Annotated in this window: 12 protein-coding genes and 1 tRNA gene; 10 read left to right on the top strand and 3 right to left on the bottom strand. The window is 36.3% G+C overall.

All coding sequences use genetic code 11. The features are described from left to right. Positions 1 to 19 precede the first annotated feature (19 nt). A tRNA-Phe gene (locus FQU23_RS14180) sits at positions 20 to 92 on the top strand. 48 nt (positions 93 to 140) lie between these two features. Here the strand turns inward: FQU23_RS14180 and FQU23_RS14185 are convergent. Continuing rightward, the gene (locus FQU23_RS14185) at positions 141 to 488 is read right to left on the bottom strand and encodes a hypothetical protein (RefSeq protein WP_147674399.1); all 348 of its coding nucleotides are present in this window, start codon (positions 486 to 488) and stop codon (positions 141 to 143) included. A gap of 390 nt (positions 489 to 878) precedes the next feature. Beyond that, positions 879 to 1418 (bottom strand): YSC84-related protein, encoded by a 540-nt coding sequence (locus FQU23_RS14190; RefSeq protein WP_147674400.1) that lies wholly within the window; start codon positions 1416 to 1418, stop codon positions 879 to 881. 329 nt (positions 1419 to 1747) lie between these two features. Here FQU23_RS14190 and FQU23_RS14195 point away from each other — a divergent pair, with 329 nt between their 5' ends. From FQU23_RS14195 to acs, 9 genes are all read left to right on the top strand, one after another. Further along, the gene (locus FQU23_RS14195) at positions 1748 to 2167 is read left to right on the top strand and encodes a helix-turn-helix domain-containing protein (protein ID WP_147674401.1); all 420 of its coding nucleotides are present in this window, start codon (positions 1748 to 1750) and stop codon (positions 2165 to 2167) included. Positions 2168 to 2274: 107 nt separating this feature from the next. Continuing rightward, positions 2275 to 3513, top strand: a complete 1239-nt coding sequence (locus FQU23_RS14200; protein WP_147674402.1) for a hypothetical protein — start codon at positions 2275 to 2277, stop codon at positions 3511 to 3513. Between the two features lie 28 nt (positions 3514 to 3541). After that, entirely contained in the window at positions 3542 to 3802 is a 261-nt protein-coding gene (locus FQU23_RS14205; protein WP_147674403.1) for a DUF4212 domain-containing protein, read from the top strand. 28 nt (positions 3803 to 3830) lie between these two features. After that, positions 3831 to 5582, top strand: a complete 1752-nt coding sequence (locus FQU23_RS14210; RefSeq protein ID WP_147674404.1) for a sodium:solute symporter family protein — start codon at positions 3831 to 3833, stop codon at positions 5580 to 5582. An 80-nt stretch (positions 5583 to 5662) separates the two neighbouring features. Next, positions 5663 to 5857 carry a hypothetical protein gene (locus FQU23_RS14215; protein WP_147674405.1) on the top strand — a complete coding sequence of 65 codons (195 nt, stop codon included), beginning with the start codon at positions 5663 to 5665 and terminating at the stop codon, positions 5855 to 5857. Further along, positions 5850 to 8558: an ATP-binding protein gene (locus FQU23_RS14220; RefSeq protein ID WP_147674406.1), complete on the top strand. Its 2709-nt coding sequence runs from the start codon at positions 5850 to 5852 to the stop codon at positions 8556 to 8558. Before FQU23_RS14215 ends, FQU23_RS14220 begins: the two co-directional genes overlap by 8 nt. A 2-nt stretch (positions 8559 to 8560) precedes the next feature. Next, on the top strand, positions 8561 to 8923 hold the full coding sequence (locus FQU23_RS14225) for a response regulator transcription factor (protein WP_147674407.1): 363 nt from the start codon (positions 8561 to 8563) through the stop codon (positions 8921 to 8923). A gap of 16 nt (positions 8924 to 8939) precedes the next feature. Beyond that, a complete protein-coding gene (locus tag FQU23_RS14230) occupies positions 8940 to 10856 on the top strand; it encodes an AMP-binding protein (protein ID WP_147674408.1) in 1917 nt (638 codons plus the stop codon). 16 nt (positions 10857 to 10872) lie between these two features. After that, complete coding sequence (gene acs / locus FQU23_RS14235) at positions 10873 to 12780, top strand: acetate--CoA ligase (protein ID WP_147674409.1); 1908 nt, start codon at positions 10873 to 10875, stop codon at positions 12778 to 12780. Positions 12781 to 12894: 114 nt separating this feature from the next. Here the strand turns inward: acs and FQU23_RS14240 are convergent, their stop codons facing one another. After that, positions 12895 to 15792: an alpha-amylase family glycosyl hydrolase gene (locus FQU23_RS14240; protein ID WP_147674410.1), complete on the bottom strand. Its 2898-nt coding sequence runs from the start codon at positions 15790 to 15792 to the stop codon at positions 12895 to 12897. Between the last annotated feature and the right edge of the window lie 6 nt (positions 15793 to 15798).

Below are 15798 nucleotides of genomic sequence, written 5' to 3' on the forward strand. Positions count from 1 at the left end.
TTTGCACCCGCAATAGCACGGTACCTTAGCTCAGATGGTAGAGCAATGGACTGAAAATCCATGTGTCCCTGGTTCGATCCCTGGAGGTACCACTTTAAAACCCGAATAGAAATATTCGGGTTTTTTGTTTTAAAAATCAATTAATAACGTTTCAGCACTGGTGATTTTAAAATAAACCCCTCCTGATTGTCTTTAACAACACTTATTTTTTCACGATTGTTATCTAAAAACAAAGTAAAATAATTACCAGAATTTATCAAATTAAAATTCAACTCACTTTCATCACTAAAATCTCTTTTAATCACCCTATACTCTGTGTAGACTTTAGTTTTTTCTACAACTGTTTGAATATAGTAGACTCCCGAATTTAAAACGAAAGGTGAAAGTCTGATTTCAAATCGGTCGTTAAAAATTCTCACTTCTGCCTGATCAATACTTTTTGAAAAAAAAATCCCTTTAATTTTATATTTTCTAAAATTTATTTTCATAGTAGCAATTTTTATACAACGGTACTACTATATCTATTTTTTACCTTACGGCTTTCCTCAATTTGAATAAAATTTCTTAGTGCAAAAACCGATCGATAAAAAGACCAGAACTAAAACTCCATAGATCGAAACTGAAAGATTGAAAATCATTCCGCTTAAAACATTAATACATCCTGAAGCTTGAGGATCATCTCTACTCGAATTAACTCCTACTAATTCTTGACAAAAAAAATCTTTAAAAGCTAAAGCAAGACACGCTAAAACACATTGAATCCACTCTAAAATGAGACCAAAAAAAACTAAATAATTTTTATTCGAATGTCAATACAAGGACAAGCTACGAGAAATATCCCATAGCCTATCATTTTCAAATTGAATTCAAAAAGCATCCTATAATCCACTAAAATTAAAATTTTGTCCTCCCACTGACGCCTCATACATTAGCCCGCCTTTTTGCATGGTAAATACCATCACACCTTCGGCATATTTCACATTTGCCGACGAGCCAGCTGTAACAGCTACCGCCGAAACCTGAGCAGCAAATTCCAATTGGCTATTTTTAAATCGCTCCATCTCCTTTTTTGATTCAAAAAATATCACTTCTCGATAGGCTTGTGCTCCCGCCTGAAAACCTAAACTCAGTTGTGAAAGCTTTGAAAAACCCACCAATTTATCATTTTCATAGACTGCTCCATTCCCAGCCGCTCCTCCTATACCAAATCCCGCCTTACCCACATTAGGAAAGATAACATAACCAAATGCTTTATCAAAAAGGCCTTTCAAAAGAGGGTCAACCTTAATGAACTCCACCTTAGCTTTCTTACTGTCTGCGATAATCTTGTTTTTCTTTGATCGAGATTGCCCAAACATAGGTGCCGTAGTTATCGCACAAGCCATCACCATAATCCAAATAACACTTACTTTTCTCATAACTCTTGTTTTTAAATTGTTTTCAAAAAACTAGCCAGAATAGTACTTATTAATCATCAACTACAAAGCACACGACAGCTATTCAAATTTAGTGTGATTTTTTAAAGTAATAATCAATTTACCTGATTATCATATATTTACAATCCTATTTGTAGATTTACAACGTAAATACTTAATTAAAACTCACTCTGTTTACCACACTTTTCAAATCACAAAAAAAATGCCATTATATTATGATTTTCTAAATTATCTGCATAAAAAACTATTTTATTCACACAAGCAACCAACTATAATTGCTAATTTACTATATTTATGCAAAATTTATATACATGGAGATTTTAGCCTGTCCAAAATGCCAAGGAAATGACATCATAAAAAGCGGTGTAATCAACAATAAACAAAGGTATTTATGCAAAAAATGCAAATACTTTTTTACAGTCAATAAAATCGGAAAAAAGATAGATGATTATTACGTTACCAAAGCTTTACAACTCTACTTAGAAGGATTAAGTTATCGCGAAATTGAGCGTATTATTGGGGTATCCCACGTTACTATTAGCAACTGGGTAAAGTCATTTAATATAAAAAAACCGTCTCACGCTAACTATCATCCTACATACAAGATATTTAATCACTTAGAATTAGTAGAATACATCAAAAACAAAAATTTACTATCGGGTGCTGGCCTGATCATAACCGAGTTAGGAGATAAGTTTATGCTTATAAAATGGGAGCGATTCAAGGATTAACTATAGTGTTTTACACCTATATATATCTTAATTTTTTTTCTTAACAAAAAATTAGACTTTGGCGGTCTAGAAATTAACCATTTCGCCTAACCAACCTAATAAAAATTATGAAAAAAGTGTATTTAATTGCATTAGTCCTGCTTTTATCTTTAAAAGGCTTTTCGCAAGGCTCTCCTGATTATGGTGCCGGGATGAAATTTGACCTAAATGAGGACGGCTCAAAGTATCTTAGAGTACTATCATGGGCACAAATTTGGGGACAATTCAATTCAGACCGTCCACTAGACGGTAACGGCAATGAACAAGCTGATTTAGATTTCAGCGTAAGAAGAGCGCGCGTATTGATGTATGCGCAAATTAACAAAGATTTCTTGATCTTAACTCATTTTGGAATTAATAGTCTAAACTCAGATACAATGAGTCCAACTGGACAAGGAGCTGGTTCCCAATTATTTCTGCACGATGTTTGGGCTCAATACAGCCTTGGGAAAGACAATGCAGTGGGTGGAGGATTACATTACTGGAACGGAATCTCTAGACTAAACAATCAAAGTACTTTAAACCTGCTCACATTGGACAACCAAAGACAAGCGTGGGCTACTTTAGGTTTATCGGATCAATTTGCAAGACATATTGGAGTGTATGCCAAAGGAACTTTTGGGAAATTTCAATATCGTGTTTCGATAAACGGAGCAGCGACTACTAACCTACAAGCAACTGCAACACCTACAAACAATGGTCCGGCAACTTATACTGGCAAGAGATTATTAGGCTCAAAAGAGGCTGGAAGAACGTACTCCGGTTATTTTGAATATGGATTTTTAGATTCAGAAAGTAACTTTTTACCTTATAAAGTAGGAACTTATTTGGGAACAAAAAAAGTATTCAATATTGGAGCCGGTTTCTTTTCACATCCAAATGGAACTGTAATTGCTGATGCTAGCGGAAATCTAAGCGGAGAAAACGTAACTATTTTTGGACTTGATGCTTTTTATGATGTACCAGTAGGAACACAAGGTGCTGCTCTTACCGCTTATGCCTTATACCAGAATAACGATTATGGAAAGGATTACACACTAGGAACAACTTATGAAACCGGATCATTGCTTCATGGACATCTTGGCTATGTTATTCCAGGAAAATCAAAAACGAAGTTCCAACCGTATTTGTCTTATGATGAAAGACAGATAGATGCTTTAAACGATAATGCTTCTCAAATTGGTATTGGTGCAAATGCATTTTTTAGCGGCCACCATTCTAAACTGACATTAGAATATCAAAATTTAAAATATGGTACAAACAAAGCCGTAAATACAATTACGCTTCAAGCCATGATTTACCTATAAGCTATTAACAATTTTAACCATAACTATTATGAGCGATAAACAAGATAACGCCACTGCCTATTGGAAGGAAAACCTAAGATACCTTCTAATATTACTAAGCATTTGGTTTGCTGTTTCCTATGGAGCAGGAATCCTTTTCAAACAAGCATTAGACTCAATAAAATTAGGTGGATTCCCACTTGGTTTTTGGTTTGCGCAACAAGGTTCAATTTATGTATTTGTCATTCTGATATTTGTTTATGTTCACTTAATGAACAAACTAGACAAAAAATACGGCTACGACGAATAATTTAAAAACTATAAAAAAATAAAAAATCATGGATTTACAAACTTGGACCTATATACTTGTTGGAGCCACATTTGCCCTTTATATTGGAATTGCAATCTGGTCTCGTGCTTCAACTACTAAAGAATTTTATGTTGCCGGTGGAGAAATATCTCCTTTGGCAAACGGTATGGCTACCGCTGCAGACTGGATGAGTGCGGCTTCTTTTATATCTATGGCCGGAATCATCTCCTTTGATGGATATGATGGTGCCGTTTATTTGATGGGCTGGACCGGCGGATATGTTTTACTAGCCCTTTTACTTGCTCCTTATCTGCGAAAATTTGGAAAATTTACGGTACCGGATTTCATTGGAGAGCGTTACTATTCTAATAGCGCTAGAACGGTTGCTGTCATTTGTGCACTAGTTGTTTCTTTTACCTACGTAGCAGGACAAATGCGCGGTGTAGGTCTGGTATTCTCGAAATTTTTAGAAGTTGACATTAATACTGGGGTTATTATAGGAATGGTAATTGTTTTGTTTTACGCCACTCTAGGCGGAATGAAAGGAATCACCTATACCCAAGTAGCACAATATTGTGTATTAATATTCGCCTTCATGGTACCTGCTATCTTTATTTCGATACAAATGACAGGAAACCCAGTTCCACAATTAGGAATGGGTGGAACAGTTATAGGAAGCGATACGTATTTACTAGACAAATTAAACGGCCTTTCTACAGATCTTGGATTTGCAGTTTATACTGACGGTACAAAATCAATGATCGATGTCTTTGCAATCACACTAGCTTTGATGGTAGGAACTGCAGGATTACCGCACGTAATTGTTCGTTTTTTCACCGTTAAAAGAGTAAAGGACGCTAGGAAATCAGCTGGATATGCATTGGTTTTAATTGCCATCTTATATACTACTGCACCTGCAATTTCAGTTTTTGCAAAAACAAATTTAATCGAGACGGTCAACGATAAAGACTACTCTTCAATGCCTGCTTGGTTTACTAAATGGGAGAAAACAGGCTTATTAACCTTTGAAGATAAAAACGCAGATGGTAAAATTCAATATTATAATGATCAGTCAAAGGACGCCGCGTTTTTAGCAGCTCAAGAAGCAAAAGGAAACAAAGGTAGTGAGCTGGTTATTGATAAAGACATCATGGTTCTTGCTAATCCTGAAATTGCCAACTTACCTAACTGGGTTATAGCCTTAGTTGCTGCTGGAGCCTTAGCAGCCGCTTTATCTACTGCTGCTGGTTTATTGCTAGTAATTTCAGCTTCTGTTTCTCATGACATTATCAAAAAAATGATTAACCCGAATATTTCTGAAAAAGGAGAACTTTGGGCTGCTCGTGGAGCTGCAGCAGTTGCTGTAATCATTGCAGGTTATTTCGGTATCAATCCGCCTGGTTTTGTTGCCGCAGTTGTAGCACTCGCTTTTGGATTAGCAGCTGCTTCGCTTTTCCCTGCGATTATCCTTGGAATTTTCGACAAAAAAATGAATAAAGAAGGAGCTATAGCTGGTATGGTTATTGGACTTTTACTAATGCTTTTCTACATGTTAAAATTCAAATTTGGTCTTTTTGATGGCGGAAAAGATGCTGTTGCTGGTTTAAAAGAAAGCTGGTGGTTTGGAATTTCACCTGAAGGTTTTGGAACCGTTGCTATGGTTGTAAACTTTGTAGTAGCATTTATAGTTAAAAGTTTCACACCTGAACCTCCACAAAATGTTCAAGACATTGTAGAACATATTAGAATACCTTCTGGCGCTGGCGAAGCAACGCACTAGCATTTATTAAACAGCTAAAAAATTAATTTAAACTATACAATCTTTACATTTATTTGTAGAGATTGTATATTTTTAGGACTATGAAAAAAAGACACGAACAAAAGTTAGCTATACTCTCAATGCTTTTATTATTAGCATTGAATGTTCCACTATTGCTATTATTTGACAATTCAAGTGCTCTTTTTGGCTTTCCAGTAATCTATGTGTATATCTTTTCGGCATGGCTCTTTTCAATTGTGATCTCTTACATAATCATCAAGAAATATTATGAGTAGTATTGGTCTTATTTTAATTTTAGTTCTCTATGTATCGATACTCTTTTACATAGCGCACTGGGCCGAAAAAAGAAGTAATTCTAAATGGACTACAAATCCGTATATCTATTCTTTTTCCCTAGCAGTATATTGTACCGCCTGGACTTATTATGGAAGTATTGGTGTTGCTGCACATTCAGGTTTAAGTTACCTGACTATTTATTTAGGTCCCATTATTATTATTCCCACATGGATCATCATTCTTAAGAGAATTATTCGAATATCAAGAGTCAATAAAATATCTAGTATCGCCGATTTCATCTCATTAAGATATGGTAACAGCCGATTTCTAGGAGCTGTCGTAACCTTATTGTGCGTTTTTGGTATTTTACCCTACATAGCCTTACAACTGAAATCAATTTCAGACACTTTTAACATTGTTACAAACACCCAGTCAAGTTCTAATATTTTTAGTGACACCACTACTTATGTTTGCATTGCTCTCGCTCTGTTTGCATCCTATTACGGAACAAAATATGTAGATGCCTCTGAAAACAGACGCGGAATTGTCACTGCAGTTGCCATCGAGTCGATTCTAAAATTAATCTTCTTTATTATCATTGGCGTTTATGTAACCTATTTTGTATTTGATGGTTTTAGCGACATCTCTACCAAAGCGGCATTACTCGACCATTACGATACAAAGAACAGCATTGGCGGATTAACCGAAGGGATTAACTGGTTTTTTCTCTGCGTTTTGTCCATGTTTGCCATTTTTCTTTTGCCAAGACAATTTCATACCGCAATTGTCGAGAACAATAAGGAAACACATATTCGAACAGCAATTTGGCTTTTCCCTCTGTATCTATTCCTTTTCAATATTTTTGTTTATCCCATAGCTTGGGGAGGCAACATTCTTTTTGAAGGAAAGGGATTAAATGCCGACACTTATTCGCTATTGATTCCACAATTTTTTAACAACAATGTGTTGACAGTTTTAGTTTTTCTTGGCGGGTTTTCGGCGGCAATATCGATGATTATAGTTTCATCAATATCATTGTCGACAATGCTTAGCAACAACTTATTGATTCCTTATGGTTTCGTAGGTTCACTAGAGAATTCTTCGCAGAAAAAAAATAACAAACGAATCATAACTAGTCGTAAAATCGCTATATTTTCATTGATTATTCTAGCCTATTTTATCTACAGGTATTTCATTTTAGAGTATTCTTTATTTTCTATCGGCTTAGTTTCATTTGTTGTCATTGCACAATTAGCACCCGCTTTTTTTGGGGCACTATTTTGGAAAAGAGGATCTAAAAAAGGGGCGGTAACGGGAATTATTCTTGGATTTATTATTTGTTTTTACACTTTATTACTTCCTTACGCCATAGGAATCAGTTCCTCTTCTAGCACATTCCTTCAAGAAGGACTTTGGGGAATTGAATTATTAAAGCCATTCCAGCTTTTTGGACTGGATTATTTAGAGCCTATCCAACATGCTTTTTTTTGGAGTATGCTGGTAAATACGATGAGTTACCTAGCCGTTTCGGTGAGTTTTAGCGGTAATTATAGAGAACGCAACTATGCCGAAATGTTTGTGGATATTGATAAATACATCACTAATCACGAGAACGCATTTGTCTGGAAAGGAATTGCTTATATCTCCGATATTCAAAAAGTGTTACGCCGTTTCTTGGGCGAAGAGAGAACAACTCGCGCTTTGAATATTTTCAATTTAAAATACAACATCGACAAAGACATCACCACTGCCGATGCTCGTTTTATAAAATTTGCCGAAAATTTATTGACAGGTCATATTGGTACGGCTTCCGCCAAAATTTTAATTTCGAGCGTAATTAAGGAAGACGAAATTAGCCTTCCCGAAGTATTGCGTATTTTAGAAGAGTCGAAAGAAAATATTATTATCAATAAAAAATTGACTGATACTTCTAATGAATTAAAGAAATTGTCAGATCAACTAAAAAGCGCAAATCTGGAGCTGATTGAAAAAGATCTTCAGAAAGACGATTTTCTAGACACGGTTAGCCACGAACTTCGAACACCAATCACCGCAATTCGGGCGGCAACTGAGATCCTGCATGATGACCATGACGAAATCCCAGATGAGTTGCGAAAACAATTTCTAAAAAGTATTATATCCGAATCAGATCGCCTGAATCGTTTGATCGATAAAATTCTGGATTTAGAAAAATTTAAAACAGGCAAACATAAAATCTACTTGTCAAAAAATGACATTTCAAAAACCATTAATAGCACGATTGATTCCGTCAGACAACTAATAAAAAATAAAAATATTAGCGTCGTATTCAATGAGCCACCGCAGGAGGTAAAAGCATTTTATGACGAGGAAAGAATAATTCAAGTTATTCACAATTTATTATCAAACGCCATAAAATTTTGTGCGGTGATCGATGGGAAAATAAATATAGCTGTGATTGAAAAGGATAATCATTTAGAAGTGCACATTCAAAACAATGGCAAAGGAATAAAAGCAGAAGAATTTGAACCCATATTTGATAAGTTCTATCAATCTAAGAATCAAAATGTAAAAAAACCTATTGGAAGCGGCTTAGGTCTTGCCATTTGCAGACAAATTATAGAGCACCACAAGGGAACCATTTGGGTAGAAAGTACCGAGGGAGAAGGAGCTACATTTATTTTTACTTTGCCTTATTACAATACAACTGAAAATCAATAGAGATGAAAAAAATTTTAATTGTAGATGACGAACCTAATATTGTTATGTCACTGGAATATACCTTCAAGAAAAATAATTTTGAAGTTTTCATAGCACGTGACGGTCAAGAAGCATTAGACATAATGAACGAGCAACTTCCTGACGTCATCATTCTCGATGTGATGATGCCCATGGTTGATGGATATGCAACATTAGAACAAATAAAAAATGACGCTAGATTACAAAATTGCAAAGTCATTTTCCTCTCGGCAAAAAACAAGGAGAAAGACATTGAAAAAGGACTTTCACTAGGAGCAAATTTATATGTAACGAAGCCTTTTTCGATAAAAAAATTAATAGAGCAAGTACAAGAATTAATTCAATAAGTAAGATTTCACTATTATGAATTACAACGAATATTACACAAATAGCATCACCCAGCCTGAAAATTTCTGGAAAGAACAGGCAGATACAATAGACTGGTCCCGTAAACCTGAAATTATCTTGTCTCAAGATGAGGACGGATATCCATTATGGTATAAAGACGGAGAATTAAATATGTGTTATCTCGCACTTGACAAACACATTGCAGATGGATACGGAGATCACGTAGCGTTTATCTATGATTCTCCAGTAACACAAACCATTAAAAAATATACTTTTTTAGAGGTAAAAACTGAAGTGGCAAAACTCGCTGGAGGAATGCAATCTTTAGGATTAAAAAAAGGGCACACCGCAGTAATTTACATGCCTATGATTCCGCAAGCAGCATTTGCAATGTTAGCTTGTGCTCGAATAGGCGTTACCCATTCGGTAGTTTTTGGAGGTTTTGCACCACATGAATTAGCGATTCGAATAGACGATTGTAAACCTCGACTAATTATAACCGCTTCGTCCGGGATAGAAGTCGATCGTTTAATTACCTACAAACCATTAGTAGACGAAGCAATTGCACTCGCGATTCACAAACCAAAAAAAGTAATCGTATTCAATAGAAAACTAGGAGCTAGAATTCCATTTAAAAAATATGATGTAGATTATAATGCCTTAGTTTACGGCTCTGAAGAAACACCTTGTGTTCCGGTAAACGCTTCACATCCATTATATGTTTTGTACACTTCAGGAACAACCGGAAAACCAAAAGGAGTCGTTCGGGACACTGGCGGTTGTGCCGTTGCTTTAAAATTTTCGATGCAAAAAATCTACAACATAAAAGAAGGAGATGTTTTTTGGGCAGCATCAGATGTGGGCTGGGTTGTAGGTCATAGTTTTATCGTTTACGGTCCTTTAATCAATAGAAGCAGCAGCATTATATTTGAAGGAAAACCAATAAAAACGCCAGATGCCAGTACTTTTTGGAGAATTATAGACGAGCATAAAGTAACTGCGATGTTTACGGCACCAACAGCCATTCGAGCCATTAAAAAAGAAGATCCCAATGGCGATTTCATAAAACAATATGATTTAAGTTCTTTGAAAACACAATTTTTGGCCGGAGAACGTTGCGATCTTGCTACATTAGAATGGTATAACCAACACATTCCGGTTCCAGCAATTGACCATTGGTGGCAAACCGAATCTGGATGGCCAATGATAGCAAACATGATGGGAGTCGAAGTTTTAGCTGTAAAACCTGGTTCTGTAGGAAAAGCAGTTTGCGGCTATGATATTAAAATATTTGATGAAGAAGGGAATGAATTACAAGCAAACCAACAAGGGTATGTAGTGGTAAAACTACCGCTGCCTCCGGGAACTCTTATGGGCTTATGGAATGACCAACCTAGGTTTAATACAGGCTATTTAGAACAATTTCCTGGATATTATTTCTCTGGTGATGGAGGATATAAAGACGAAGACGATTATATTTACATTACCGGAAGAGTTGACGATGTGATCAATGTTGCGGGACATCGACTTTCGACTGCCGAAATGGAAGAGGTAGTTGCCTCACATCAATCGGTAGCAGAATGTGCCGTTATTGGAATAAACGACGCTTTAAAAGGACAAATACCCTTAGCTTTGGTGGTTACAAAATTAAACGACGATATAGAGCATTTTCAATTAGAACATGAAATTATAAAAATCGTCCGCCAGAAAATAGGAGCTGTTGCATCTTTGAGAAACGTGGTTGTCGTAGATCGATTACCCAAAACACGTTCCGGTAAAATTCTTCGAAAACTCATGCAAAGCATAGCTGACGGCGCTAATTACACAGTACCATCTACAATAGATGACGAAAGCATTATTGATGAAATTGAGGCCGTTTTAATAAAAAATGAAATTGGTATTTTTAACAAGCAAAACACACTAAACAACTAAATATATACAATAGATTATGACTCGTTATAAAATTAATAATTTAGAAGAATACTTTAAAGATTACAAAAAATCAGTGCGCGAGCCAAAAAAGTTCTGGGACAAAATTGCTTCCGAAAACTTTACTTGGTACCAAGAATGGGAAAAAGTGGTTGATTTTAATATGGCTGAAGCCGATATAAAATGGTTTGTCAATGCTAAAGTAAACATGACCAAAAACTGTATCGACAGACACCTTGCCAAAAAAGGAGATAAAACTGCGATTATTTTTGAACCAAATGATCCATCTGAAGAGGCCTTACATATTTCCTATACTGAATTGCACGAACGTGTTTGTAAAATGGCAAACGTATTGCGCGAACAAGGAGTCCAAAAAGGAGATCGCGTTTGCATCTATTTACCTATGATTCCGGAACTCGCCATTACGACTTTGGCATGTGCTAGAATTGGAGCCGTTCATTCTGTAGTTTTCGCTGGATTTTCAGCCTCAGCGGTGGCTGCTAGAATTAATGATAGTGATTGTAAAATGGTCATTACCTCAGACGGTGGATATCGCGGAAACAAAACCATTGATTTAAAAGGAATTATTGATGAAGCGTTAGTGGACACTCCTTGTGTTAATTCTGTTTTGGTAGTAAAAAGAACTAACAGCGCAGTAAACATGCAAGTAGGACGTGACCAATGGTTGCAACCTCTTCTAGATGCAGCTTCAGACAATAACACTGCCGAAATCATGGACGCTGAAGATCCATTGTTTATACTTTATACTTCTGGTTCTACAGGAAAACCAAAGGGAATGGTCCATACCACAGCCGGATACATGGTTTATGCTGCCTACACTTTTAAAAATGTATTTAGTTATGAAGACAATGATATTTTCTGGTGTACTGCCGATATTGGCTGGATTACTGGACATTCTTATATTCTTTATGGACCTTTATTAAACGGAGCTACCACAGTAATTTTTGAAGGTGTCCCTTCTTATCCTGATTACAGCCGTTTTTGGGAAGTTATTGTTAAGCATAAAGTAACACAATTCTATACAGCGCCAACTGCTATTCGTGCTTTGGCAAAAGAGAGTTTAGACTATGTACAAAAATACCAATTAGACACTTTAAAAGTTATTGGTTCCGTAGGAGAACCGATAAATGAAGAAGCTTGGCACTGGTACAATGACCATGTAGGGAATAAACGTTGTCCAATAGTTGACACCTGGTGGCAAACCGAAACAGGAGGTATTTTAATTTCGCCTCTCCCTTTTGTTACTCCAACAAAACCAACCTATGCTACGCTACCATTACCGGGAATCCAACCCGTATTAATGGATGAGAAAAGAAACGAAATAGAAGGCAATCAAGTTGTGGGTAGTTTGTGTATTAAATTCCCATGGCCAGGAATTGCCAGAACGATCTGGGGCGATCATGAAAGATATAAAGAAACTTATTTTTCGGCCTTTCCAGGCAAATATTTCACTGGTGACGGAGCTTTACGTGACGAAGTAGGCTACTATAGAATCACAGGTCGTGTCGATGATGTAGTTATCGTATCTGGTCACAACCTAGGAACCGCTCCTATCGAAGACGCTATTAACGAACACCCAGCAGTTGCTGAGTCAGCGATTGTAGGGTTTCCTCATGACATTAAAGGAAACGCATTGTATGGCTTTGTTATTCTAAAAGAAACGGGAGAATACCGTGACCGAGAAAATCTAAGCAAGGAAATTAACCAACAAATTTCTAACCAAATTGGGCCTATCGCCAAATTAGATAAAATTCAATTTGTATCTGGATTACCTAAAACACGTTCAGGAAAAATTATGCGTAGAATATTGCGCAAAATTGCTGAAGGTGATTATTCTAATTTTGGAGACACCTCAACTTTATTAAACCCCGAAATCGTGGAAGAGATAAAAAACGGTAAAGTGTAATATATAATTAGATTTAATTTATTGAAAAACTGCTTCCTTTTTGGAGCAGTTTTTTTTGTATAAAAAAAGCTGCCTTTTTAGGGGCAGCTCATTCACAAAACAAACCAAAAAACACTACTTTTTTATGAGTTTCATCACTTGAACTTCATTATTTTCATTTATTACTTTTACAAGGTACGCTCCCTTACTCAATTCCCCAATAGCGAAAGGAGTGTCTTTAGTATTACTAGTTTCAAAACTTTTGACTAATTGTCCGCCCATAGAAAAAACCTGAACTTTAGTAGTATCCGTATTTAAAGTAAAATAAGTAGCTGCCGGATTAGGGTACAAGTAAATTCCAGACTTGCCCTCATAATTGTCTATTGCCAAATTAGCGACTTTGTTCCCGTAAATTCTATAACCTCCAGCCTCGATTGTAATAGGTGCCGAGGCATCCGTAACATTAATCGTAGTGTTATCCATTAAATTATACCACTCACCGGTATTTGGAAAACCGGTAGGCACAGCCTTGGCCGTCACATCAAAATTAGCGATTATCAGGACGTCTTTTAATTGCGTACTTGCCAGTGCAGCATTTGTTATTTTAATATTTTGTGATAAGGAAGAAACGCTGTTTATTATTGCAGTTCCGCTAAAAACAGGTTCCGTTGTTTTTAAAGTAATCATCTTTGCCCAATCCGTATAAATCTTACTTCTACTGTTAGTAGTCGTCCAATTATTAACCCATTGTGGGTGCGGTTTTGTATCTAACTTACAATCACCTGAAGCAGGATCAGTAGGAGTATTTACACTTCCGTCTTTACAAGAAAAAATAGATAAATCCCATCCTAACTCTCCAAAATGCCATATCATTTTTGGTCCTGGAACCAATAGAGAAACAGCTCCAATTGCTGACATTCTTGATAGAGCAACATCAACTGTTTTTACATTATGCGCTGGGTTTGTCGTATTCCCAAACTGAAGGTTTTTATACATTAAGCGCTCTTCATCATGACTTTCAGCATATCCCATCAATCTATTGGCTGTAAATCCACGACTAGCACTTGTCATTCCAGAAATATTGGCAGGATAACCCATCGACAATTCATTATAATTATCCGTCATTTTTCCCCACATCATGATTCCCTTACTGATTCCGTCAGCATCACCAGAAATACGGTAATTAGCCCATTCTTGTTCCTCAGTATTACCTCCTAAATGTTCGAAAATAACATAATGTGTTGGATCCAAGCTCCAAGAATAATCAGCGTACATTTTTAATACTGCCACTCTATCCGCTTGAAATTGATTTGTACAATTATCTTGACCGCCCGCAACACTAGATGGACAGTTTTGTGTAAATCCTTTGGTTAAATCCCAACGAAAACCATCAATTTTATATTCTTGAATCCAATGTTTAATTACACGTTTTACATAATCTTGAGTCAGTGGTAACTGATGATTAAAATCCTCACCCACATTATAACTATGCTTCGCTTCGGTATTAAAATAAGGATTCTCCGCCGTAGGAGTTCCCCAACCATCACCGTCAGCATCATTCATCCACATCCGCACCATCGGATTTCTTCCAAAGGCATGGTTCAAAGCAACGTCAAGAATTACTGCAATCCCATTCTTATGGCAAATGTCAATCATTTCTTTAAGTTTATTTGAGCTTCCATAAAACTTATCTAAAGCCATGTGAAAGGAGGTGTTGTATCCCCAACTTTCATTGCCTTCAAATTCCATTACGGGCAATAACTGAATCGCATTAATCTTTAAATTCTTAAAATAATCGATTCTGTCAATTATACTTTGGTAGTTTCTAGCAGCATCAAAATCCCTCACTAAAAGTTCGTAAACCACCAATTTATCTTTCTCCGGCTTTACAAAATTTGTTGTTGCAGAGCTCCAAGGATAAGGCATTTGTCCCGTTTGCAAAACAGTAACTTCTCGCTGTTGACCTATTGGATAGACAGGCATATTAGGATAAGTAGCACTTGGAATTCCTGGATCATCATAAGTTGATAAAACTAAAGTAGAAAAAGGGTCTGCTGTTTTTACTAATGCTGGCGAATTAGCAATTGGAGTTGATTCTCCTACCCAATATTGATACGTATAATTGATTCCAGAAGTTAGACCTGTAAGCTCTAACCAAAACTTTCCTGAAATAGGGTCTTTTTTCATCGCATAGTTTGCGTCCGGTAGCCACGAATTAAAACTTCCAGCCACATAAATAAAATCTTTCAATGGTGCATTAAGAACCAAAGTAGCTCTGGTAGCATCTACAGTATTATAATTAATTCCACCTAATAAACCAGCCGGCATCGCTGCTGAAACTGCGCTAGGATTTACAATAACCGTAAACTTTTTAACAATAGTTATTGCTCCTTGCGTTACTTCCAGCTGATAATTCTGATTCGAAGTTACAGCAGTTTGTGTATAGCTATAATTGGTAGTTGCTGTATTAGAATTAATAGTAGCGCCATTAGACTTAAGCACATAACGTGCATTCCCGCCTGTATTTGTGGCAGCAATACTAAAGTTACTTCCAGAAGTAATTATAGTAGAACTATTTTCTGTAGGTGTGTTTAAAGTAAGCTGAAAAGTGCCAACCTCAGCTAATATATCTTGCGATTTCTTATCGCCGGTTCCGTCCTTGGCCTTAATCAAAAAACCTATTTTCCCTATTCCCGTCGTATTATAATAGGTAGTAGGCGTTATGGTTTTGGTATAAGTGTCAGATCCTGCGTTATAAGTAAATTTACTCGCCTCGCTTGATGCGGTCCAGGAACCATTAAGAGGTGTTCCTTTTTCAGTTGTATCATTAGTGTCAAATGCCCATGCCCATAAGTACAAAGCATTTCCACTTACTCCCCAAGTGGCTTCATTTATACTACTCCCATTAATGGTAATAGTTATAGAAGTCGTTTCTTCGAAAGTAGCTGGATTAATGCTATAGCTAACTGTTTGTTGCTGCGCAGAAACAACAACCGAGAGGAAAAATAACATTAAAAGTATTGGTTTTTTCATAGTTAA

It is taken from the genome of Flavobacterium sp. XN-5, from assembly GCF_008033395.2.
GTDB classification, from domain to species: domain Bacteria; phylum Bacteroidota; class Bacteroidia; order Flavobacteriales; family Flavobacteriaceae; genus Flavobacterium; species Flavobacterium hiemivividum.